The organism is Pseudarthrobacter sp. TE9888 (assembly GCF_056279345.1).
On sequence record NZ_JBWBRD010000002.1, the window covers coordinates 3,200,998 to 3,224,562 of the forward strand.

General features: G+C 68.1%; 18 protein-coding genes. 12 read left to right on the top strand and 6 right to left on the bottom strand.

Features of this window, described 5'->3' with window-relative positions; translation table 11 throughout:
- Positions 1–248: 248 nt before the first annotated feature.
- The 3 genes from ACZ9J7_RS15340 to cydD are packed head-to-tail and all read left to right on the top strand — an operon-like array spanning position 249 to position 6,351.
- Positions 249–1,847: a cytochrome ubiquinol oxidase subunit I gene (locus ACZ9J7_RS15340; protein WP_476210588.1), complete on the top strand. Its 1,599-nt coding sequence runs from the start codon at positions 249–251 to the stop codon at positions 1,845–1,847.
- A 15-nt stretch (positions 1,848–1,862) separates the two neighbouring features.
- Entirely contained in the window at positions 1,863–2,912 is a 1,050-nt protein-coding gene (gene cydB, locus ACZ9J7_RS15345; RefSeq protein ID WP_476210590.1) for a cytochrome d ubiquinol oxidase subunit II, read from the top strand.
- A gap of 1 nt (position 2,913) precedes the next feature.
- Positions 2,914–6,351, top strand: coding sequence for a thiol reductant ABC exporter subunit CydD (gene cydD, locus ACZ9J7_RS15350; protein WP_476210591.1), 3,438 nt, complete (start codon positions 2,914–2,916; stop codon positions 6,349–6,351).
- A gap of 51 nt (positions 6,352–6,402) precedes the next feature.
- Here the strand turns inward: cydD and ACZ9J7_RS15355 are convergent, their stop codons facing one another.
- The gene (locus ACZ9J7_RS15355; protein ID WP_476210593.1) at positions 6,403–6,921 is read right to left on the bottom strand and encodes a DinB family protein; all 519 of its coding nucleotides are present in this window, start codon (positions 6,919–6,921) and stop codon (positions 6,403–6,405) included.
- Positions 6,922–6,990: 69 nt separating this feature from the next.
- Between ACZ9J7_RS15355 and ACZ9J7_RS15360 the strand changes: the two genes are divergently transcribed.
- Both ACZ9J7_RS15360 and ACZ9J7_RS15365 read left to right on the top strand, forming a co-directional pair.
- Positions 6,991–7,974, top strand: coding sequence for an ABC transporter ATP-binding protein (locus ACZ9J7_RS15360; protein ID WP_476210595.1), 984 nt, complete (start codon positions 6,991–6,993; stop codon positions 7,972–7,974).
- Positions 7,964–8,764: an ABC transporter permease subunit gene (locus ACZ9J7_RS15365; RefSeq protein ID WP_476210597.1), complete on the top strand. Its 801-nt coding sequence runs from the start codon at positions 7,964–7,966 to the stop codon at positions 8,762–8,764. Before ACZ9J7_RS15360 ends, ACZ9J7_RS15365 begins: the two co-directional genes overlap by 11 nt.
- 19 nt (positions 8,765–8,783) lie before the next feature.
- On the opposite strand, the gene ACZ9J7_RS15370 is transcribed toward ACZ9J7_RS15365, so the two are convergent.
- Entirely contained in the window at positions 8,784–11,306 is a 2,523-nt protein-coding gene (locus ACZ9J7_RS15370) for a DNA gyrase/topoisomerase IV subunit A (protein ID WP_476210599.1), read from the bottom strand.
- Between the two features lie 76 nt (positions 11,307–11,382).
- Here ACZ9J7_RS15370 and ACZ9J7_RS15375 point away from each other — a divergent pair, with 76 nt between their 5' ends.
- The 4 genes from ACZ9J7_RS15375 to ACZ9J7_RS15390 are packed head-to-tail and all read left to right on the top strand — an operon-like array spanning position 11,383 to position 16,811.
- Positions 11,383–14,067 carry a bifunctional acetate--CoA ligase family protein/GNAT family N-acetyltransferase gene (locus tag ACZ9J7_RS15375; protein WP_476210601.1) on the top strand — a complete coding sequence of 895 codons (2,685 nt, stop codon included), beginning with the start codon at positions 11,383–11,385 and terminating at the stop codon, positions 14,065–14,067.
- A 41-nt stretch (positions 14,068–14,108) separates the two neighbouring features.
- Entirely contained in the window at positions 14,109–14,852 is a 744-nt protein-coding gene (locus tag ACZ9J7_RS15380) for a DUF5998 family protein (RefSeq protein WP_476210603.1), read from the top strand.
- Entirely contained in the window at positions 14,852–16,078 is a 1,227-nt protein-coding gene (locus ACZ9J7_RS15385; RefSeq protein WP_476210605.1) for an alkaline phosphatase family protein, read from the top strand. Before ACZ9J7_RS15380 ends, ACZ9J7_RS15385 begins: the two co-directional genes overlap by 1 nt.
- The gene (locus ACZ9J7_RS15390) at positions 16,071–16,811 is read left to right on the top strand and encodes a thymidine kinase (protein ID WP_476210606.1); all 741 of its coding nucleotides are present in this window, start codon (positions 16,071–16,073) and stop codon (positions 16,809–16,811) included. Before ACZ9J7_RS15385 ends, ACZ9J7_RS15390 begins: the two co-directional genes overlap by 8 nt.
- Positions 16,812–16,899: 88 nt before the next feature.
- Here the strand turns inward: ACZ9J7_RS15390 and ACZ9J7_RS15395 are convergent, their stop codons facing one another.
- A complete protein-coding gene (locus ACZ9J7_RS15395) occupies positions 16,900–17,844 on the bottom strand; it encodes a DMT family transporter (protein WP_476210607.1) in 945 nt (314 codons plus the stop codon).
- A 32-nt stretch (positions 17,845–17,876) separates the two neighbouring features.
- On the opposite strand from ACZ9J7_RS15395, the gene ACZ9J7_RS15400 reads away from it, so the two are divergent.
- Positions 17,877–18,431 (top strand): helix-turn-helix domain-containing protein, encoded by a 555-nt coding sequence (locus ACZ9J7_RS15400; protein ID WP_476210609.1) that lies wholly within the window; start codon positions 17,877–17,879, stop codon positions 18,429–18,431.
- A gap of 87 nt (positions 18,432–18,518) precedes the next feature.
- Complete coding sequence (locus ACZ9J7_RS15405) at positions 18,519–20,063, top strand: HNH endonuclease signature motif containing protein (RefSeq protein ID WP_476210610.1); 1,545 nt, start codon at positions 18,519–18,521, stop codon at positions 20,061–20,063.
- Positions 20,064–20,179: 116 nt separating this feature from the next.
- Here ACZ9J7_RS15405 and ACZ9J7_RS15410 read toward each other — a convergent pair whose 3' ends face one another.
- From ACZ9J7_RS15410 to ACZ9J7_RS15420, 3 genes are all read right to left on the bottom strand, one after another.
- Entirely contained in the window at positions 20,180–20,764 is a 585-nt protein-coding gene (locus tag ACZ9J7_RS15410; RefSeq protein ID WP_476210612.1) for a dihydrofolate reductase family protein, read from the bottom strand.
- A 125-nt stretch (positions 20,765–20,889) separates the two neighbouring features.
- The gene (gene sepH, locus ACZ9J7_RS15415; protein WP_476210614.1) at positions 20,890–22,221 is read right to left on the bottom strand and encodes a septation protein SepH; all 1,332 of its coding nucleotides are present in this window, start codon (positions 22,219–22,221) and stop codon (positions 20,890–20,892) included.
- Between the two features lie 130 nt (positions 22,222–22,351).
- On the bottom strand, positions 22,352–22,840 hold the full coding sequence (locus ACZ9J7_RS15420; protein WP_476210616.1) for a DUF3093 domain-containing protein: 489 nt from the start codon (positions 22,838–22,840) through the stop codon (positions 22,352–22,354).
- Between the two features lie 117 nt (positions 22,841–22,957).
- On the opposite strand from ACZ9J7_RS15420, the gene dut reads away from it, so the two are divergent.
- Positions 22,958–23,476 (top strand): dUTP diphosphatase, encoded by a 519-nt coding sequence (dut, locus tag ACZ9J7_RS15425; protein ID WP_476210617.1) that lies wholly within the window; start codon positions 22,958–22,960, stop codon positions 23,474–23,476.
- Positions 23,477–23,565 lie beyond the last annotated feature (89 nt).

Genomic DNA, 23,565 nt, shown 5'->3' on the forward strand with positions numbered 1-23,565 from the left:
TATTTCCCCGCACCGTGCGCTGTAGCGCGCCCGGTGACGTCACGCGGTTGTTCAACTACACAACTAAATTTACCCCGAAAACGCGGAACCTTCTACATCGGGTAGAACATCTGGCGCGCCGCGCCCCGGTGGGCGATCCTAGGGGAGGGCGATTGGTTTTCGTCCGCCATCGACCATGTTCTACACTGTGTAGAAGTTACAGTTCTACGAAGCGTAGAAAACTGCATTGGCTAACAGTAGGGACTGCCATGGACGCCTTGGAAATCGCACGCTGGCAATTCGGCATCACCACGGTCTACCACTTCATGATGGTGCCGCTGACCATCGGGCTGGGCCTGGTGGTCGCCGTGATCCAAACGGCCTGGCACCGCACCGGCAAGCCGGAGTACCTGCGCATGACCAAATTCTGGGGAAAGCTTTTCCTCATCAACTTCATCATGGGCGTTGCCACCGGCATCGTCCAGGAGTTCCAGTTCGGCATGGCCTGGAGCGAGTACAGCCGCTTCGTCGGGGACGTCTTCGGCGCCCCGCTGGCCCTCGAGGCCCTCCTGGCCTTCTTCGTCGAGTCCACCTTCCTGGGCCTGTGGATCTTCGGCTGGAAGCAGCTCAAACCCGCCATCCACCTCGCCTGCCTCTGGGTGGCCGTCATCGGATCGGCGCTGTCCGCCTACTTCATCATCGTCGCCAACAGCTGGATGCAGCACCCGGTGGGCGTGGAAATGATCAACGGCCGGCCCGTCATGACCGACGCCTGGGCTGTCTTCACCAACAACACCGCCCTGGTTGCCGTGCCGCACACCCTGTTCGGCGCCCTCGCCGTGGCCGGCGGCTTCCTCCTGGGCATCGCCTGGTACCACCTGTGGCGGAGACGGCACGACGGCGTCGACACCGTGGGTGCCGACGGCCGGGTCATCCCCGGCGAAGACGCCAGGATCTCCGGCCGCGACCGGGCCGACTACAAGGTGTGGATCCGCTCCCTGCGCATCGGCGCCGTGGTGGCCATGATCTCCTTTGCCGGCACTGCCGTCACCGGTGACCTGCAGGGCAAGCTCATGTTCCAGCAGCAGCCCATGAAGATGGCCGCGGCCGAGGCCGCGTGCCACGACGGCACCGGCTTCTCCGTCCTCAGTGTCGGCAACGTGGGCTCGAAGAACTGCGACGACGTCGTGGCAGTGATCGAGGTCCCCGGCATCCTCTCCTTCCTGGCCAAGGGTGACTTCACCACCGAGGTGAAGGGCGTCAACAGCCTGCTGCCCGAGTACAAGGAAAAATACGGAACCACCCTCCCGGACAACCCGATCTACGGTGACCGCGCCGGCCAGGAGATCCAGTACGTGCCCGTCATGGAAGTCACCTACTGGGGCTTCCGGATGATGATCGGCTTTGGCGGCCTCGCCGCGCTGGCTGCGCTGGTGGCACTCTGGATAACCCGCAAGGGGACGGTGCCGGAATCCCGGTGGCTAATGCGCCTGGCAGTGTTTGGCATCCTTGCACCCTTCGGTGCCAACGCCGCCGGCTGGATCTTCACCGAGATGGGCCGCCAGCCGTTCGTCGTGGCACCCAACCCTGATCCGAGCGGCATCGACCAGGTATTCATGTTCACCGCCGCCGCCGTATCACCCGGCGTCTCCGCCGGTGAACTGATCGCCTCGCTGGTGGCCCTGACCGCCGTCTACGCCGTCCTGCTGGTGGTGGAAGTGAAACTGCTGGTCAAGTACATCCGCGGCGGCGTGGTCTCCGCGATGCCGGAACTCGCCCATGCACCCGCGGACGAAAACGAGGATGAAACCCCGGGCCCCGACGGCGGCCCCAAACCCGCCGACGACGTCCTGGCCTTCGCCTACTAGCAGAGGAAACACACAATGGAACTGCTGCCCACCATCTGGTTCATCGCCATTGCGGTGCTGTGGACCGGCTACCTCTTCCTCGAAGGCTTCGACCTGGGCGTCGGGATGCTGATGAAGCTCTTCGCCCGCAACAACACCGAACGCCGCGTGCTCCTGAACACCATCGGGCCCGTCTGGGACGGCAACGAGGTGTGGCTGCTGACTGCAGGCGGTGCCACCTTCGCGGCCTTCCCGCTGTGGTACGCGTCCTTGTTCTCCGCGCTCTACCTCCCGCTCCTGGTGGTCCTGCTGGCCCTGATCTTCCGCGCGGTGGCGTTCGAATACCGCGGCAAAGTGGACACCGACAGCTGGCGGAACCGCTGGGACTGGGCCATCGCGCTGGGTTCCTTCTTCGCCGCATTCGGCGTCGGCGCCGCCTTGGCCCTCACCACCACCGGCCTGCCGCTGAACGCCAACGGTGACCGCGAAGGCGGCCCCATGGCCTGGTTCAGCGGATACGCCCTCCTTGGCGGCGCGGCAGTGGTGGGCTTCTCGCTCCTGCACGCGCTGGCCTTCCTGGCCCTGAAAACCGACGGGGACGTCCGGCACCGTGCCCGCCAGTGGTTTGTGCGGCTCCTGCCGGTCCTGCTGCTGCCCATCGCCGCGTGGGCGCTGGCCATCCAGTTCATGGACGGGAAGCCCTGGACCTGGGCCGCCGTCATCCTGGCCGTTGCCGCCGCCGTTACGGCCTGGCTGCTGGCCCGGAAGGGTGCTGAAGGCAGGGCGTTCCTGGCCCTCGGCGGCTTCCTGGTGCTGGGCACGGCATCCATCTTTGGTGCGGTCTTCCCCGTGGTGCTGCCCTCCACGCTGGACAGCGCCTTCGACCTCACCGTCTCCAACGCATCCTCCTCGGACTACACCCTGGGACTGATGAGCGTCGTGGCGGCATTCGGCCTTCCCCTGGTCATTGCGTACCAGGCATGGACCTACTGGGTGTTCCGCCGCCGGGTGAGCGCAGCGCACATCCCGGAAGCCCACAGCTTCCTCCCGGCGGTCGCTGCCAGGGCCTTCACCACCAAGGGCTGACGTGCGGCCAACATTTCCCGCCGGTCCGTCCACCCGCTCGGCGATCTACTGGCTGGGACTCCTGGCGGCGCTCAAGGCCCTGTCCCTGGTGCTGATCGGCCAGGCGGTGGCCTCAGTCCTGGCCGGACTCGTCGCCGGGAACCCGGCCTGGGGGAGCCAACTGACCGCCGGACTCGCCGGCGTCGTCCTCCGGTCCCTGACCGTGTGGGGCCAGGCCGTCGCGGCCCGCCGTGCGGCACTGGGCGTGAAGGAGGAACTGCGCGCGGAACTGCTGGAGCGGGCCCTGCGCACGGGCGTGCGCGGATCCGGTCCCGGCGACGGCGGCCTGGCGGTCCTCGCCACCCGCGGCCTGGATGCCCTGGACAGCTACTACACCCAGTTCCTGCCCGCGCTGGTCAACTGCGCCGCCGTTCCTCTGCTGCTGGGGGCCCGGATCCTTTTCGCGGACTGGGTCAGCGCCCTCGTCATCGTGCTGACGGTGCCGCTGATCCCTGTGTTCATGGTGCTGATCGGCCGCTACACCGAGGACAGCGTGCGGGAAGCCCAGGCCACCCTGGCGCGGCTGTCGGCCCACATGCTGGAACTCGCCAAGGGCCTGCCGGTCCTGGTGGGGCTGGGACGTGCCACCGCCCAGCGCAAGGCCCTTGAAGAGATCTCGGAGGAATACCGCTCCCGCACCATGGGCACCCTGCGCACCGCCTTCCTGTCCGCCCTGGCGCTGGAGCTTATCGCGACCATCTCGGTGGCAGTGGTGGCCGTCTTCATCGGCGTCCGGCTGGTCCATGGCGACATGGCGCTCGAGGCCGGCCTGCTGGCACTCCTCCTGGCCCCGGACTGCTACCTTCCGCTGCGGGAACTCGGCACCGCCCACCACGCCAGCGACGACGGCCGGGTGGCGCTCGCGGAAACGGCCGCCGTGACCGGTGCCCCCGAGCCGGAACCGCTCCCGGCCGCCAAGGCCGGCAGGCCCGGTGCCCCGCTCGAGGTCACCGGACTCACCGTGACGTACGCCGGGCGGTCCGCAACCGCCGTCGGACCCCTGACGTTCACCGCACCGCAGGACAGGATCACGGCACTGGACGGCCCCAGCGGCGCCGGCAAGAGCACCGTCTTGGGCGTCCTTGCCGGCATCATCGGCCACGGCGGCGGGACCAGCGTCAGCGGCTCCATCAACGGGCTTGACCGCCGCGCGGTGGCCTGGGTGCCGCAGCACCCCGTCATGGTGGCCGGAACCGTCCTGGACGAGGTCCTGCTGTACCTGTCGCCTGACTCCAGCCACGGCCCGGACCGTTTCGCCGCCGAGGTAACTGCCCGCCGCTGCCTGGCACGTGCCGGTGCCGGGCACCTGGCCTCCAAGCACCAGGCGGAACTGAGCCCGGGCGAGCTGCGCCGGGTCGCACTGGCCCGCGGCCTGGCCAGGATCGAGGCCGGTGCCACCCTGCTGCTGCTCGACGAACCCACCGCGCACCTCGATGACGCGTCGGCCGTGATCGTGGAGGACGCCATCCGCCGGCTCCGCGGCCAGGTCACGGTGATCCTGGTGGCCCACAACCAGCGCACGCGGCAGCTGGCGGACCTGCTGGTACCGGTGGCGCCTGCGGGCCGGACCCACGCAGCGGCCCGGCAGGACGGCGCCGATGCCGCGTTGCTGCCGGACGCCCCCGCCGCCGGCCCCGCAGAAGCCCGCGCGGCAGGCGAGGGGGCCACGGACCGCGCTTCCACGTACAACCCCGTCACACCGGACCCGGCCGCCGGTGCCCCGGAAAAGGCGGCCCCCGGCACCGGCCGAGTGCTTGCAGCACTCCTGGCGCCGGTGCGGGGGAAGTTTGCGGCCGCGGCCTTCGTCGGCACCCTGGCGGCCCTCTTCGCCGTTGCGCTTTCCGGCCTGTCCGGCTGGCTCATCATCCGCGCCAGTGAACAACCGCCCATCCTGTACCTGCTGACCGCCATCGTCGGCGTCCGGTTCTTCGGCATCGGCCGGGCCGTGTTCCGCTATTGGGAGCGGCTGCTGCTGCACGATGCCGTGTTTGCCGCACTCACCCGGCTCCGCGGCCGGCTGTGGGAGTCGCTGAGCCGTCGGGCCCTGTCGCTGCGCCGGCTGCTGCAGGGCGGCAACGTGCTGGGGACGGTGATTGACGACGTCGATACCGTCCGGGACCTCCTGCCCCGGGTGGTCCTGCCGCCCGTCACGGCGGTGGCGGTGTCTGTCCTGGCCGTGGCCGCCACCGGCGTCCTGGTGCCCGACGCCCTTCCCGCCGTGGGCGGTGCGGCCGTCAGCGGCCTGCTGCTGGCGCCCGCCGCGGCCTTATGGGGCGACCGCAAGTCCGCCGCCACCGAACAGTCCCTGCGCTCGGGTGTGCTGCGCCGCGTCACCGCTGCCCTCGATGCCCGCGCCGAACTGCACGCCAACGGCGTGGCACCACGCGTGCTTGAGGCGCTGCTGGCGGAGGACCGGGACGCCACCCGAGCTTCGCGGCGCTCCGCCTGGGCGGACGGGATGGGCCACGCCGTTGCCACGGTGGCCTGCGGGACGGCAGCGCTGGCCGCTGCGTGGCTGGCGGGCCCCGCAGTCCTCGCGGGCCAGGTGGCACCGGCGACTGCGGCCGTGGTGGTCCTCCTGCTGCTTTCCCTAGTGGAACCTTACGCTGCGATGACGACGGCGGTGCGCCAGTACCCCGCGCTGCGGTCCGTCATGCACCGGGTGGGGGAGTCGGGTGCCCTGGCGGGCGGCAGCGTACCGAGCGAGGGACTGCAGCCCGTTTCCCGCCGGGCCCGGGAGGTGCCGGGCGTTGAGCTCGTGGACCTGGCCGCGGAATGGCCGGGCGGCCCCCCGGTCTTCTCCGGCATCAATGCTGTGGCAGTACCCGGGCGCTGGCTGGCGGTCACCGGGCCGTCCGGCGCCGGCAAATCCACCCTTTTGTCGGTGCTGCTGGGCTTCCTGCCGCCGGCAGCAGGACAGGTCCTGGTCACCGGCCGGGCAGCGTGGTGCCCCCAGGAGGCCCACCTGTTTGATTCCACCATCAGGGGAAACCTGCTGCTGGGAAGGCCATCCCAGGACGGCGCGGCGCCGGCGGCGGACCGCGAGCTGGAGGCGGTCCTGGCCGCCGTCGGACTTTCCACGCTGGTGGGCCGGCTGCCGGCAGGGCTGGACACCCGCATCGGTCCCGGCGGTGCCTTCCTCAGCGGCGGCGAGCGGCAACGCCTGGCGGTGGCGCGGACCCTCCTCACGGGCGCGGAAGTGATCCTGCTCGATGAGCCCACCGCGCACCTGGACGCGGAGTCTGCGGCCCTTATGCTGGCGGACCTGCGCACCGGACTGCGGGACCGCACCGTGGTGCTGGTGACGCACAACCCCGCCGACATCCACGAAGGTGATGCCCGGCTGGAACTTTCGGCCCCGTCCGGACAGTCCCGGCGGTCCCTGGCACCCTCCCGCTAAGCGGGGCCGGACGCGCTTCGCCGCCTCAGCTTGGGGCCGGCGGGGCTTCCGTCAGCCGTCGACGTCGTGCAGGTGGTGGACCACGTCGTGCAGGAAGTACTGCGAGAGCGTCAGGATGGTGAACTCGGAGCCGTTGCTGCGCAGGCCCCGGCGTCCCCAGTCCTCTTCGGGAACGGCGGCGAAGGCCTCGGCGGCCTCGTGTCCCTCCGCCGCCAGCTCCGGACCCACCTCGGCGGGGTCGGCGTTGGCGTAGTCCTTCTCGATGGCCGTCCGGTCCTGGTCCCAGTCGGCGAAGCGGGCGTCGTCCTCGGCGAGCATCAGGTCCAGCCGCTGGTTGAACAGGGTGAAGACGTCCCGCACGTGGCACGCATACTCGACCGCGGACCACGTCTGCCCGTCGGGGCGCTCCGCCGCGTCCGGCCGGCGGAGGACGGCCAGCCACCGGGGGATCATGCTTTCGATGCTTCCGGGGACGGTGGCGGGCGTGGCCGTGGAGGCATGGAAATTGCATTCCGGGCAGGGCCGTGACAGGACCCAGGTCCAGTCCTTTTCATCAGGCACGATAGGCATGGGAGCAGTCTAAGCTGTGCGGGCCAAAAGACTCTGGGCCGCCGGCAGCGTCCCGGCTAGCGTGGCCGCATGAGTCCGGAAGCGCGCAAGGACGCGGAAAGCATGGTGCAGCTGGCCGGCCTGACGAAGCGGTTCGGCCGCAACACAGCGCTCGATGACGTGACCCTCACCATTGAACCGGGCGAGGTCTTCGGATACCTGGGCCCGAACGGGGCAGGCAAGACGACCACCATCCGGCTGCTGATGGGAATGCTGCGGCCCACGTCCGGCACGGCGTCCGTCCTGGGGCTGGATGCCTGGCGCGAATCCCGGGACGTCCACCGCGTGGTGGGCTACGTGCCGGGCGAACCGGCCCTCTACGACCGCCTGACCGGCCACCAGCACGTGGCCTACTGCTGCCATCTGCGGCACCGGGACGACGGCGGGCGTGCCGCCGAGGTGGCGGACCGGCTGGAACTGGACCTGGGCAAACCGGCCCGCACGCTGTCGCGCGGGAACCGGCAGAAGCTCGCCGTCGTCCTGGCGGTCATGTCCAGGCCGCGGCTGCTGGTGCTGGACGAACCAACCAGCGGGATCGACCCCCTGGTCCAGCAGGTCTTCCACTCCCTCCTGCGTGAACACACCGCGGACGGCGGCTCGGCCCTGTTCTCCTCCCACGTCCTGGGCGAGGTGGAGCGCGTCGCGGACCGGATCGGGGTGGTGCGCGGCGGCAAGCTGGTGGCGGTGGAGCGGCTGCAGGACCTGGCCGCCCGCTCCCTGCACCGGGTACGCGCCCGCTTCGCCGAGGACGTGTCCGCGGCGGAATTCACCGGCGTCCCCGGGGTGCGGGATGTGCTGGTGGAGGGCCGGGCCCTAAGCTGCAACGCCCCGCAATCGGCCCTGGACGCCCTGCTGAAACGGGTCAGCGCCCGGGACGTGGAGGACTTCGAATGTTCCGAGGCCCCGCTGGAGGAGACGTTCCTGAGCTATTACGGGATGGACCGGGCGGACGGCGGCGCCGCGGCCGGCCCAACGGAACGCGCGGCCGGAACGGTGGCGCACCATGCTGGCTAGCGTCCTGCTGAAAACACTCCGGGACCAGGGCAGGCTGCTGGTCGCCTGGGCCGTCTCCCTGGCCCTTGTCGTGGCCATGTACGCGGCCGTCTGGCCCTCGGTGAAGTCCCAGCCCTCCATCAGCGGCTTCATCGCGCAGATGCCGGAGGCCTTCCGTTCCCTCTTTGCCACTTCCAGCGCGGACCTGTCCACCCCCATCGGATACATCCAGGTGGAACTGCTGTCCTTCATGGGGCCCATCGCAGTCCTGATCTACGCCGTCAACTCCGGTGCGGGAGCCATCGGCGGGGAGGAGGACCGGCACACCATGGACCTGCTGCTCTCCAACCCCGTAGGCCGGGGACGGGTGGTGGTGGAGAAGTTCCTCGCCTTGGTGGCGGGCACCCTCCTCCTGGCGGCCGTCATGGGTTTGTCCCTGGTGCTCGAAGGCAACCTGGTGGACCTGGTCCTGCCGGCGGACAAGGTGGCAGGGGCCATGCTGCACCTGGCGCTCCTGGGCGTCGTGTTCGGCTCGCTGGCGCTGGCGTTGTCGGCGGCGACCGGACGGACCGCGCTCAGCCGCGGCGTCCCTGCCGTGCTGGCGGTCCTGGCCTACATCGTCAACGCCCTGGCACCCATGGTGGACGTTTTTGACCGGATCCAGAAGGTCTCGCCGTTCTTCCAGTACATCGCCCACGACCCCCTCCGCAACGGCCCCGCCTGGGACAGTGTGGCGGTATCGGCAGTCACCATCGCGGTGCTGGTGGCGCTCGCCGTCGCCGGATTCCGGCGCCGGGACGTGGCCGGCTGAGCCGGCCACGTCGACGCCGCTACTCCGCGGTGTCCCTGGCTGCGCCGCCATCCATCCACGCCATGGCCGGGCCCACTACCTCCACGGCCTGGGAGAGCGGGACGCCCGAGCCGTCACGGCGGCCGTGTTCCTGCGGCAGTGACCGCGCCACACCTGCCGCGGAGGACGCCTTGGCCGGGCCGTGGCCCGCCCACGCGAGGAGCAGCATGTCCTCGCCCTTGAGGAACCGGTGCGACCGGACGCCGGCAGTAGCGCGCCCCTTGGCCGGGTATTCGGAGAACGCGGTGACCTTGGCCGTGCCCGGGGCGGTGCCTGGGAGGGCCCCGTTGGTCCCGGCGATGGTGACCACGACGGCGGCCTCATCCTGGGGCTGTACGGCACCAAAGAAGATCACCTGGTCGCCCGCGGCGAGCTTGATCCCGGCCATGCCGCCGGCGGTGCGGCCCTGGGGACGGACCACGGCTGCGGGGAACTTCAGCAGCTGTGCTTCCCGGGTGAGGAACACCAGTTCGGTGTCATCGGCCCCGGCCGGAGCGACTCCCACCACCACGTCCTTGTCCTTCAGGGTGATGACTTCCCAGTCTTCCCGGTTCAGCGGGTAGTCCGGCTGGACGCGCTTCACCACGCCCTGGGCGGTGCCGATGGCCAGGACTTCATCCAGCCGCACGAACGCCACCAGGGACTCACTCTTCACCAGGGTGAGGAACTCCTTGGCCGGCACGCCGCCGGCCAGGTTCGGCAGGCCGGCCACGGGCGGCAGGACCGGCATGTCCATGACCTGCAGCCTGAGCATCCGGCCCTGCGAGGTGACCGCCGCGATTTCGCCGCGGGCCGACGTCTTGACCACCGAGGTGTACACGTCGTGCCTGCTCCGGGGGCCAGCCTCGGCGAGCGGTTCCTGGGTGCTGGTGCGCGCCACCTGCCCGGAGGCGGTGAGGATTGCCCAGCAGGGGTCGTCAGCGATTTCCAGGGACAGCGGCGCGGCCTTGCCCTTTTTGGCTCCGGCAAGTTCGGCAGCTGCGACCGTGGGGGACACGGCCTCGGACTCCAGGAGGACGGTCCGTCGCGGGGTGCCGTGTTCCTCGGCAATCGCGCCGAGTTCGTCGGAGACCACGGTGCGGAGCAGTTCCTCGGAGTCCAGGATGGCCTGCAGTTCGGCAATCTCCCGGCGGAGTTCGTCCTGCTCCTTTTCCAGCTCGATCCGGGAGTACTTGGTGAGCTGGCGCAGGCGCAGTTCCAGGATGTAGTTGGCCTGGACCTCGGTGAGGTCGTAGATGGACATCAGCCGCTGGCGGGCCGCCGCTGCCTCGTCCGAGGACCGGATGATCTGGATGACCTCGTCGATGTCCACGATGGCGATCAGGAGGCCCTCCACCAGGTGCAGGCGGTCCTTCTTCTTGCCCAGGCGGTAGACGGTCCGGCGGCGGACCACATTGATCCGGTGGTTGACGTAGACGGACAGCAGGTCCACCAGGCCCAGCGTCTGCGGCTGGCCGTCCACCAGCGTCACGTTGTTGATGCCGAAGGAGTCCTCCATCGGCGTGTAGCGGTAGAGCTGCTGCAGGACTGCGTTCGGGTTGAACCCGTTCTTCAACTCGATGACCAGCCGCAGCCCGTGCTTCCGGTCCGTCAGGTCCACGATGTCGCTGATGCCGGTCAGCTTCTTGGCGTTGACGGCGTCCTTGATTTTTTCGATGACCTTTTCCGGGCCCACCATGTACGGCAGTTCAGTGACCACCAGGCCGGTGCGGCGTGCGGAGAGCTGTTCGATCTCCACCTTGGCGCGGGTCTTGAAGGATCCGCGGCCGGTGGCGTACGCGTCGCGGATGCCGTCCAGGCCCACGATCCGGCCGCCGCTGGGCAGGTCCGGGCCCGGGACGAACCGCATGAGGTCATCCAGGGTGGCGTCGGGGTTGGCGATCAGGTGCCGGGCGGCGGAGATGACCTCCACCAGGTTGTGCGGGGCCATGTTGGTGGCCATGCCGACGGCGATGCCGGTGGCGCCGTTGACCAGCAGGTTGGGGAACGCGGCGGGCAGGACGTCCGGCTGGGTCAGCTGGTTGTCGTAGTTGGGGACGAAGTCCACCACGTCTTCGTCCAGGTGGTTGGTCAGCGTGAGGGCGGCCGCCGCCAGGCGGGCCTCGGTATACCGCGGTGCTGCCGGGCCGTCGTCGAGCGAACCGAAGTTGCCGTGCCCGTCAATAAGCGGCAACCGCAGCGAGAAGTCCTGTGCCATGCGCACCATGGCGTCGTAGATGGCGGCGTCGCCGTGCGGGTGCAGCTTGCCCATGACCTCGCCCACCACGCGGGCGCTCTTGACGTGGCCGCGGTCAGGGCGCAAACCCATGTCGCTCATCATGTACAGGATGCGGCGCTGCACCGGCTTGAGCCCGTCCCGCGCATCCGGCAGGGCCCTGGAGTAGATCACCGAGTACGCGTACTCCAGGAAGGAGCCCTGCATTTCGGATGTCACGTCGATATCGACGATGTTTTCCGTGTAGTCGTCGTCCACGATGGGTTTTGAACTTTGCCGGCGGGCCATGGGGTTTGGTGAATCCTTCTGCGGTTACTGCGCAGCCATAGGGTGTGCTGCGATAGTTTTTGGCTAGGCTAAGCCTATGGTGGATCAGCCCGGGGACGGCGAATATCCGGAACATTGGGAAGCCGATGTCGTCCTGCGGGACGGCGGGACAGCGCATCTGCGGCCCATCCATCCGTCGGACGCGGACGCCGTCCAGGCCTTCCATACCGGGCAGTCGCAGAATTCAATCTACATGCGCTTCTTCGCGTTCAAGGCCAGGTTGTCGGCCAAGGAGCTCAAGCGGTTCACCGAAGTGGACTACAAGGACCGGGTGGCGTTCGTCATCACCATCGGCGGCGAAATCATCGGCATCGGCCGCTACGACCGGCTGAGCGATCCCACCGAGGCAGAAGTCGCGTTCAATATCGCGGACGCCCACCAGGGGAGGGGTATCGGCTCCATCCTGCTGGAGCACCTTGCCGCGGCAGCGCACGAAAACGGCATCCGGAAGTTCACCGCCGAGGTCCTGCCGGAGAACCGCAAGATGCTGATGGTGTTCTCCGACGCCGGCTACGACGTCAAGCGCCACTTCGACGACGGCGTCGTCAGCCTTGAGTTCAACGTCGACCCCACCGAAAAATCCCGTGCCGTGATGGAATCCCGCGAGCACCGCGCTGAGGCGAGGAGCGTCCGGGAGTTGCTGGCGCCGTCGTCCGTTGCCGTGATCGGGGCCAGCCGCAGGTGGGGGACCGTGGGGTACCAGCTGCTGGAGCACGTCATCGAGGGCGGTTTCCACGGCCCCGTGTATGCCATCAACCCGGAGGCGCTGGAACTGGCGGGCATGCTGTCCTACGGCAAGCTCTCCGAGGTTCCCCAGCCGGTCCAGCTGGCCATCATCGCGGTGCCCTACGAGGAGGTTGCCGGCGTGGTGGAGGAGTGTGCGGCGGCCGGCGTCAAGGGTGTGGTGATCGCCTCCGCAGGCTTTACGGACGACGGCGAGCGCGGCCTGCAGCGGCAGCGTGCCCTGGTGCGCCAGGCCAGGGCCAACGGGATGCGGGTGATCGGGCCCGCATCGCTGGGCATCGCCAATACCCACCCGGATGTGTCCCTGAACGCTTCCATGGCCCCCACGATGCCGCTGCGTGGGAGCCTGGGCCTGTTCAGCCAGTCGGCGGCCATCGGCGTCTCGCTGTATGCCGCCTCGAGCCGGCGGAGGCTGGGACTGTCCAGCCTCCTCTCGGCAGGCAACCGGGCTGACGTCTCCGGCAACGACATGATGCAGTACTGGGAGGACGACGCTGACACCTCCGCCGTGGGCCTGTACCTGGAGTCGATCGGCAACCCGCGCAAGTTCTCCCGCATCGCACGGCGGCTGGCCAGGACCAAGCCGGTCATCGTGGCCAAATCCGACACCATGGGGCTCCGCCTGCCACCGGGCCATGCTGTCCGTACCACGCAGGCGCCGGCGGGAGCACTGGACGCCATGCTGCGCCAGTCCGGGGTGATCCGCGTCGAAACCGTTGAACAGCTGGTGGACGTGGCCCAGGTGGTATCAGCCCAGTCCCTCCCTGCCGGGCCCGACGTCGCCATCTTCAGCAACTCCCAGGCCTTGGGCAACGTGGTGGCGGACAGCGCGGCCGCCCATGGACTGGGAGTGGCGCAGGTGGTCTCCGGACTCGACCTTGACGCCGGCCAGTCCGTGGCCCTGCCCCTGCTCCGGAAAGCCCTGCTTGACGCCCTGGCCTCCGACGCCGTGCACGCCGCCGTCGCCGCCCTGCTGCCCGCACGCGGCCTGACCGTCGACGCTGTGGCCCAAGTCCTCGCGGAATGCTCGGCAGCAGCCGGGAAACCGGTGGTGGCGGCTTTCACCGGCATCCTGGACCCCTCCATCACCGTGGAGGGCCTGGTGGGAACAGAGGGCTGCACCGTCCCCTGCTTCTCCAACCCCGGCGCCGCGGTGGCCGCCCTCGCCGCAGTGGTCCGCTACGCGGAATGGGCCGCCCGCGACCAGGGGCACTTCGTGGAGCCCGCCGGCTGCGACCCGCGGCAGGCGGCTGCCGGGATCGATGAACTGCTGCGGGACGTCACAGGCGACCAGCTCAAGCAGCTGGACCAGGCGGCGACGGCCTCACTGTTGGGCCACTACGGCATTTCGGTCCTGCCCTCGGCACCGTTCACCACCCCCGACGAGGCCGTTGCGGCCGCCGACTCGCTGGGCTGGCCGGTGGTGCTCAAGACCACCGAGCCCGCCCTCCGGCACAGGCTGGACCTGGGCGGTGTGCGGCTTGGCATCGAGGACGCAGAGTCGCTGCGCCTGAACGTGCTGCAGATGCGGCGTGCGCTCGCCGCCTACGGAGATCCGGCCCTCGAAGTCCAAGCCATGGCTCCGGTGGGCCAGGCGTGTACTTTCCGGGCCATCGAGGACCCCTTGCTGGGGCCTGTCATCTCCTTTGGCCTTGCCGGTGACGCCGTCAACCTCCTGGACGACTGGGCCCACCGCGTGCCACCGCTCTCCGCGGCGGACGTCCACGACTTCATCCGCGCGCCCAGGGCGTCCCGGAAACTCTTCGGTTACCAGGGCCTGCCCGCCGTCGACGTTCAGGCCCTCGAGGACCTCGCCGGCCGGCTGGCGTGGATGAAGGACAACCATCCGGAGATCGCGCTGGTGGAATTCAACCCTGTCCTGTGCGGCCCGGCGGGTGCCACGATCCTTGCCGCCGACGTGCGGATCGGCAACGCTGCGCAGCGCACGGACAGCGCGCGCCGGGCCATGCTGGGCTGAGGCGGTTAGCAAGTGACCGGACGATCTGTGAAAATGGGGGCATGAGCTTCCAGCCTTCCGCTTCGGCGCCCGAAACGCCCGGCAATGAAAACCAGGCAGTCCGCCAGCACAGCTCACACAACCACGGAGTCCAGGGCCAGAGCCTGGAGGACGCGCTGCAGAAGGCCGGGTTCTACCCGCGCCTGGTGTCCGATGTTGTTGATGACGCGCTGGATGGCCGGGACTGCGTGGCGCACCTGGTGCACCTGGAAACCCACTTCGACCGGGCAGAAGTGCGCCGCCACATCACCGTCCTGGTCCTCACCGCGGACATGCTGGTCATCACCCATGTGGACGACCAGCAGCTGGATGAGGCGGGGGAGCAGATCGTCGCCCAGATCTCCACGGAGTCCGTTCCCGTGGCACAGATCCGGTCGGTGGTCCTCAGCTACATGTATGCGCAGCCGCAGAACTACAAGCCCTCCGACCCGGTGCGGGAACTGACCCTGTCCATCGCGTGGTCCGGCGGCCAGCGGCTGGACATGGGGCCGGCCAGCTGCGGCGATCCGCAGTGCGAAGCGGACCACGGCTACACCGGAACCATCGCGCAGGAGGACATCGTGCTGCGCATCAGCGCCGAAGCTGATGGGCTGCAGGCCGTGCAGGACGCCAAGCTGTTTGCCAGGGCCCTGCGGGCGGTCAACACCGGTTCCGCGGCCCCCATGTCCCACGCCCAGTCCATGCCACCGCGGCCGCGTGCCGGGGTGTTCGGCAACCGGCTCAGCCGCGGGCACCAGCAGCGCTGATGCCGGAAGACCGCCACCACGCCGTACAAGCCCCCGGACGCACCCCCGACCTTCCGCCTGCTCCCGCTTACGGGCACCGTTCCATTGCTGAAGTCCTGACCAGTGCAGCGGCAAGCCTTGGAGTGGAAGGTTTTGCCAATACCCTCGGATTCCCTGCCGCCTCACGGGTCTGCGTGGTACTCGCGGACGGATTGGGCCGGAACCTCCTCAAGCAGAAATCCGCGCACACCCCGTTCCTGCGCTCTGTGCTTCAGGCCGGGCAGGGCGAAGTCCCGGTGTGGCTGGACTCCGCGTTCCCTTCCACCACCGCTGCTGCCCTGTCCAGCTTTGGGACCGGGCTTCCTGCTGGCCAGCACGGCATGGTGGGCTACGACGTCCTGGACCCTGACCAGGACAAGGTGGTCAACCTGCTGGGGAACTGGGATCCCGGCGTAGACCCCGCGGCGTGGCAACCCTTTCCCACGGTTTTTGAACGGATTTCCGGACAGGTGGACGTCAGCACCGTCAGCCTTTCCCAGTTCGACGGCTCGCCCATGACGCGGGCCGCACTCCGGGGCGGCAGGTTCATTCCGGGCACAACCGCCCACGCCCGGACCGCCGCCGCTGCCGAAGCCATGGCAGCCCCCGGCCCGGCCCTCATGTATTTCTACGTCAACGACCTGGACAAGGCCGGCCACCGCTACGGCTGCCGCTCCGAGCAGTGGGAACACCAGCTGGAAGAGCTCGATGCCACGGTCAAGCGGCTCAACTCCACCCTTCCCGCCGGCACCACGATCCTGCTCACGGCAGACCACGGCATGCTCGACGTCGACGAACCGCAGCGGATCGACTTTTCCACGGACCCTGCCCTGGTGGAGGGCGTCCGCCACACGGCAGGGGAACCACGGATGGTCCACCTGTACGTCGAGGAAAGTCACCTGTCGGACGGCGGCGCGGAGCGGCTTATGGCGGCCTGGAAAGCGCGGTTCGGCGACCGGATCTGGGCCTTCACCCGCGGTGAAGCCGTAGCCGGGGGACTCTTCGGCAACGATGTCAGGCCCGCTGTTCAAGGCAGGATCGGTGACGTCATGATCGCGGCCCGGGACGCCGTCGCGCTTTACGACGGACGGCGCATGCGGCCGACTGCCATGGAAGTAGTGGGCCAGCACGGCTCGCTGACCAAGGCCGAGCGGGAAGTCCCGCTGCTCTGCTTCACGGCTGAAGGAAGGACGCGGCGGCGTGGCTGAGCTCATCTTTTTCTCTGGCACCATGGACTGCGGAAAGTCCACCCTGGCCCTGCAGATGGACTACAACCACCGGGCCCGCGGCCGTGGCGGCGTCCGGTTCAGCCGGAACGACCGCGCCGGTGAGTCCCGGATCTCGAGCCGCCTCGGTTTGGAGACTGATGCCGTGGAGGTCCTGGACAGCACCGACTTCTGGGAGGAAGTCATGCTGCGCCGCACCCAGGGGCAGCGCGTTGACTACCTGATCTGCGACGAAGCCCAGTTCTACACGCCCGAACAGGTGGAGCAGCTGGCCAAAGTGGTGGACGAGATCGACGTCGATGTCTTCGCGTTCGGCATCACCGCTGATTTCCGCACCCGGCTGTTCCCCGGTTCCCAGCGGCTGATCGAGCTCGCCGACCGGGTGCAGGTGCTCCAGGTGGAGGCGCTGTGCTGGTGCGGCCGCCGCGCTACCCACAATGCCAGGACGGTCGACGGCGTGATGGTCACCGAAGGTGCGCAGGTGGTGGTGGGCGACGTGGACATGGTGGTGGAAGCCGCTGCCCCGGAGGCCGGGCACGTACCCGTGGTGGGTTACGAGACATTGTGCCGCAGGCATTTCATGCGGCGCGTGACGGCGCACGGAGCGTCCTTGATGGCACAGCAGGACCAGTTGCTGCCGTTCGAGGTCGATGCCTGCCTCTGGCACGGCTCCGGAGGACCTGGCGAGGGCCGCGGACAGGCCGACAGGGCCTGAAGCCTGGAGCTCCCGGGCCTGCCGCCTGGTGAACCAGGATGTGGCACTGATTCACCAGGGCGTGGCACTGGTGCAGCACGGGACGGGGCTAGTCCGTGCGCTGCAGCGGGGCTGGCACGCCGACGACGTGCGGCGGTTCGGGCGCGCTGTCAGCGTCCCCGCGCTTGCGGAGCCTGAGTTCGCTCACCAGGGCACCGACCACAATGAAACCGGCGCCGAGGACTGCGATGGGGGGAAGCCGTTCACCCGCCAGCCGCCCGATGACCGCAGCCCAAACGGGCTCGCCGGCGTAGATGATGGTAGCTTTCGCTGGCGACACCGATCGCTGGGCCCAATTCATTGTCAACTGGATGACGCAGCTCGCAGCCCCCAAGGCGACGGCCGCTCCCACCCCGATCCATGAGAATGCGGGCAGCCTTTCTCCCGCAATTGGCATCGCCATGAAGCCCAGTGCCCCCGCGACGAGCAACTGAAGGACGGTGACCCGGCCGAGGTCCACTTTGCCCGCGAACCAGCCGATAAGGATGATCTCTGCTGCGATGGGAAGGGTGCTGAGGACTGTCGCGACCTCCCCTGAACCGAAGGTGAAGCCGGCGCTGCCCGGGCCGGCGAGCAGCACGAGACCGGCGAAAGCCAGGCCGGCGCCGAGCCAGGTGGGAAACCGCGGGGGCCTTTTGAACACCATCCACTGCAGGACAGGAACAAGCGGAACATAGAGGGCTGTAATGAATGCCGAGGTGCTGCTGCCGATCGTTTCTAGGCCGACAGTCTGAAGTCCGTAGCCCAGGAAGATCATCAGGCCGATGGCAGAGCCGGCCACGATCTCCGGCGGCTTGATGCCGTGCAGGCCACGCGCAAAGACGACCGCGCTGATAATGCCGGCTGTCAGGAACCGCATGCCTACGAAGAACCATGGTCCGCTGTACTGCACGGCAATGTGGACGGCGAGGAACGTGCCACCCCATACTGCCGTGATCAGGACGAGGGCGAGTTCCTGCCGGGAGAGCAGGCTCCGGGGACCAATGTGCAACATAATGCCCCACCTTATGGTGCACAATAGTGCACATGCAACCTGAGGAAACGCCCGTAGTCCTGAAGCATGTCAGTGAGAACGTGCGCCGGTTTCGGATGGCGGCACAACTCAGCCAGGTCGCCCTGGCCGATCGCGCCGGCGTGAGCCGCCGTACCGTGGTCAAGCTCGAAGCGGGGGAGGCCAACATCAGCCTGACCGGACTCGACCACCTCGCCGGCGCTTTGGGCGTCACATTCGTCGATCTTGTGGCTGCCCCGGCTGCGCACCCTGGAGCCATCAGTGAGGTTGCGTGGCGCGGAGAGCGGGAAGGCAGCATCGCGGTTTTGCTGGCATCCGTGCCCGCCGCCAAGGAAGCGCAGTTGTGGTCCTGGGCCCTTGAACCTGGCGAGCGGTACGATGCGGAGCCGGATCCTGCGGGATGGTCTGAAATGCTCCTTCTCTCCGAGGGGTCGATCCGCGTCGAGCAGGAAAGCGGTGATGCCGAACTCCATGCGGGTGAACATCTTGCCTTCCCGACGTCGCAGCAATACTCCTACGTGAATATTGGTGACACCCGGGCCAGCTTCGTACGTGTGGTCGTCAGCTGAGCTGTCCGTGCCAAATCCGCGGCACCAGGTGTGCCAGCCAGCGTCCGAGTCAGCCCCATTGTCGTACCCCCTTGTCATGATGGGTTTATGGGGATGGCGGCGGTGGTCAAGGCGTTAGCGGACATGCGTGCTGCCCTTGCCGTGCTGAAGGCTGAGGTGGACGGGGCCGGTGCGGAGTCCTTTTCTGCGGCTGATCCGTTGGCTGGTCTGGCGGATGGGTGCCTGGAGATTCTGGCCGGGTCCCGGGAGGTTGAAGCCGGGATCGCTGCGGTTAAGGCCAAAGCGGCTGTGACGTACGCGGAGAGCGCCGATGCTGTTGCGGGGCCGGGTGTGCCGGTGCGTGCGCAGGAGATGGCGGTCGCGGCGGAGATCGGGTGTGTGCTGGCCTTGGGTCCTCGGGCGGCGTCGTCGTTCCTCGCAACTGCGCACGCCGTGATGTCGACGTTGCCGCGGACGTTGGAGGCTTTGCAGGCCGGGGTGATCTCTTGGCAGCACGCGGTGGTGATGGCGGACGAGACAGCGTGCCTTGATCCTGATGGGGTGGCGGCGTTGGAGGCCCATTTCCTGGACCCGGACGCCCCGGACCGGGCGCGGGGGTGTCCCGTGGGTGGATTGCCGGCGCACCGGTTCAGGGCCAAAGCCCGGACGTGGCGGGAACGCCACCAGGCCGGGAGCATCGAGAAACGCCATGCCAAAGGGGTTGCGGAGCGGCGGGTGGAGTTCCGGCCGGACCAGGACGGGATGGCGTGGCTGTCCGCGTACCTTCCCGCGGACCAGGCGTTGGCGGGGTGGAACCGGCTCACCGTGGCCGCCAGGGACATGCAGGGACCCGGCGAGGGCAGGACCCTGACCCAGCTCCGGGCCGACACCTTCGCCGGTGCGGTCCTCGGCAGCGGCATGGCCGGCGGTGACACCGCGGTCTCGGGCAGTGCTTCCGAAGCTGCCGGTGGCGACGGTATGGGCCACAAGGGTTTGCCACCGTCGATCCGGGCGCAGGTGCTGGTCACGGTCCCTGTGTTCTCGCTGATGGGTGTGACTGACGAACCGGCGGTGCTGGACGGGTACGGTCCCATCCCGCCGTCAATGGCCCGGGAACTCGTCGCTTCCGGTGCGGCTTCGTTCTACCGCGTGTTGGTGGATCCGCGGGACGGGGCACCGTTGGAAATCGGCCGGACAAGTTACCGGGTGACGGGGGCGATGCGGTCCTGGTTGAGGATGCGGGACGGGAAATGCCCGTTCCCGGGCTGCAGCAACAACTCCCTGGATAACGACGCCGACCACATCCTCGCCTGGGCCAAGGGCGGTACCACCGGGATCAGCAACCTGGGACAGCCCTGCCCCAAACACCACAAACTCCGCCACACCACCGGCTGGAAACCCACCCCGGCCACCAAGAACGAACCACCCGGCTGGACCTCACCCACCGGCCGCCACTACCCGAGCGAACACCAGGACTGGGAACCACCACGCTGGCCGTCTAAATTCTTAGTTCACGCAAAGGGCCCGCTCGAGGAACTGCGACCACATCAAGTAGGCAGCCCCCTCAAAGAAGTGTGCCCTTCACATGAACGAAGCCTCCTCGGACATCGGAGCCTTCTCGAAGAAGCACTTTGGAGGATTTTCGCCTCGTAACAGCTCAAACTCACGTCCTGACAGGTCGATGCGGGCGAGTCCAAACCCGCGTGCTCTCGCATGCTGCATGGGTGTGGACGTGTCGTGTCCACGGCGGGCCCGGAGCCAGGCTGCTCCTAGCCCACCCGGCGGTAGCGGATGTGGGTGGCCAGGGGAGAGTGGAGTACCTCGACGGGTTCGAAGCCAAACGATTCAATACCGTCAAAAATCCGTTCACCCGAACCGAGCAAAACCGGTGCGATGTCCAAGGTGAGCTCGTCTATCACGCCGGCGGCCAGGGCCTGGCGGACGGTGGATGCTCCGCCGGCGATATCCACGCCCTTGCCCCCGGCCGCCTCGACCGCCGCCGCGTACGCGGCATCGAAGCCGTCGGTGACAAAGTGGAAGGTTGTCCCGCCCTCCATCTGGATCGGGTCATGCGGGTAATGGGTGAGGACGAACACCGGTGCATGGTAGGGCGGCTCGGGGCCCCACCATCCGCTCCAGTCCTCGTCCCAGTCGCCGCGGACGGGACCAAACATGTTCCGGCCCATTACGTAGGCGCCGCGCGGGCGCATCAGCCAGTCAGCCGCGATCCCGTTGGCCTCGTTGGCGCGGGGATCGCCGATGTGCCAGCCGTGGAGTTCCAGCCCCCGCTTGCCCAGCGGGTTCTCGCGGCTTTGGTCAGGCCCGGCGACGAACCCGTCCAGGGACATTGACATGTGGCAGGTGGTGTCCGGCACAGCGAACCTCCAGGGGTAAGTGCAGCTTCTGACCGATCGGGTGCGGGGAGCCTAGCATGCAGCAGTGGCGGGAACCAGCCCAGGAACGGGACGAAGGAAAGGTCCTAGTCGCTCCGTGTGCCGAAAACGATTTCATCCCAGGAGGGGACGCTGGAACGCTTTGGCCGGGCTGGACGTTCCGGCGCCTCGGCCTCCGGCAACTGCCCGGTAGAGGGGGACGCGTCGTTCTGCGTGGGTGACGGACGGCGGGAATTGCTGCCCAGCAGCTCATCAAGCCCGGCTCCGCCGGAGTTGCCGGACCCGGCAGCAGGCGCGGAACCGGACGGCTTCTGTGGGGACGCCGCAATGGTGATTTCCCGGGTGTCGGTGCTGACGCCGTCGTGAAGCCGCAGGGCGTCATCGTTGCCATCCCGGTGCGGCGGAATCAGGCTTAGCCGGGACAGCATTGACGGCCTCGCATCACGGCGCCGGATAAAGGAATCACCTTGCGCCGCAGGCGCTTCCTGCGGCCCGTCCTGGGATTCGGTCTCTTCCGGTTCCGCCTCGGCAGGCGCCTCGGCGACTACCTCGGAAGGCCGTGGGTGGGCAGCCGGGACACCGTGAGCCAGGAGCAGCGCCAGGGCGTCGTCCGAATCCTCGTCCACGCCCAGCCGCTGGCCGCGCCGCGACCGGAGCATGTCCAGGAGGCCGTCGGCTTCCTTCCCGGCTTCCTGGACAGGACCCTGGCTGCCGGTAGATGTCTTTGCGCTGTCCGCGTCAGTTTCAAAATCGAACGGGCGGTCGGAAACCGCAGTGAGGCGGCGGGCCGGAACGGGGCCATCCAACGGTTCGAGTTCGCTCAACTGCTGGGCCCAGCGGTTGGTGTTCTGCAGCGACTTGCGTCCGGGGCTAAAGGTCCAGAGCGCGGGAGGTTCTTCGCCGATGCCGGTGGTTCCGCCGGATTTGCCCTCAAAGTTAGCCGAGACAGTCCATGTACCGTCCTGGCGCCGCCAGGAGTCCCATTCGACAGTGGCGGGATCGATGCCATGCGCCGAGAGGCGGTGGGCCACCATGTCGTCCAGGGTTGCCGGGTTGTCGCCGAACGCTGACCGGTAAGCGTCATGGCCGGGGGAGGGTGCCGCGACTTCAACCTTCCGTGCCTGCTGCGCAACGTACTCCCGTTCAGCAAGGACCGGGCCTTCGTAGCGCTCCACCTTGGCCAGCGGCATGCCGGACAGCTCCGCTACGTCGGCAGCAGTGGCGCCGGCACGGATACGGGCCTGGATATCCCGTGGAGACATGGGAACGGCAGGCCGCTCCGTCCGCGGTTTGGCCGTGGACCGGCTGGCCGTCCTGAGGGCTTCATCGATCGGCAGCTGGAACATCTCGCCGCCGGCCCCGCTCAACAGGAGATGCGTCCCGTCGTCGTGCACGCCTACAAGCCGTAGATCCTGCATACAAAATCCTCCACCCTGGCATTACTATCAATCGAAACTCTGCCACCCGGCAGCGCTGAATTGGCTCAAGGAACAGGGCGCGCCGTGATTTTCCGCCGGATCCGGGCCCGGACGGGGAGTGAAGGCCGCGTTATTGCCGGACCAGGGCGGCCGTCAGCTTGTCGGGGTGCCGGGTGGAAGCCAGCCAATAGGGGGTGCGGTCGGCGGGGTCCGTGATTTCGATTTTCACCACGGGATCAATCCAGCCGCGGATGCAAAGGTAGGCCAGCCCATTAAGCCGGGTGCCGCGTTCCGCCGTCGCTTCTCCGGCTTCGAACTGCTGGACGCCGCCCACGAACCGGCGTTCGATGGTGGCCCTTCCAACCGTGAGGGCATCCGCCGTGACGGTGATGGCGGGGGTCGAAAGGACCAGGAGGGCCGTGATGATGGCCAGCAGTATCAGTGCCGCTGTGTAGCCGGCCGCCATGCTGATAGGTGCGAAGACCAGGATGCCTGCTGCGGAAACGCCTGCGGCGATGACCCAGATCCAGGCGTTGGGCCACAGCTTCTCCCGGTAGACAACGGGTGCCCCGGCGGAGGGTGAGCTGGGAACGGACGCGGGCGAGCTTGATTCGGGCATAGGCCAAGCTTTCCACCTTTGGCCCGCTATTTCACCTTGGGTGGAGCCGCCTGGAGCTCCGTCTGCCAAGGGGTCCCCTTATGAGTGTTCCGTGGGCGCGGGTTAGAGTGAGTGACTGTGACTGATCATCCCGCCACGGTAGACCTTGCCCCGGACGCAGCATCGCCAGCACCTGGCGTCCCCACCCTCGAGGTCCAGTTGAAAATGCTGGATCCGGACCTGGAAGCGCCGTCCTACGCACATCCGGGTGACGCCGGCGCGGACCTGCGTGCCCGCGAGGATGTGGTCCTGCTGCCCGGAGAGCGCAAGCTGGTTCCCACCGGCGTCGCGATTGCGCTGCCCGAGGGTTTCGTGGCGCTGATCCACCCCCGCTCCGGCCTGGCCACCAAGCACGGCCTCACCATTGTCAACGCTCCAGGCACCGTGGACGCGGGCTACCGGGGCGAGATCTCGGTGACCCTGTTGAATACCGACTCGTCCCAGCCGATAGAGCTGCGGCGCGGCGATAGAATTGCCCAAATGGTCATCCAGCGGGTTGAGTACGCCCAGTTCATTCCTGTCAGCGAATTGAGCGGTTCCGTGCGCGGCACGGGCGGCTTCGGGTCCACCGGCGGATTCACCGTTCCTGGGGCCTGACCCCGCAAACGCACCGCTGCCACGCCAGCACGTACGACGGCGGGACCTCCATGGGTCCCACCGGCACCATCCAGAACTGGCACATTTTT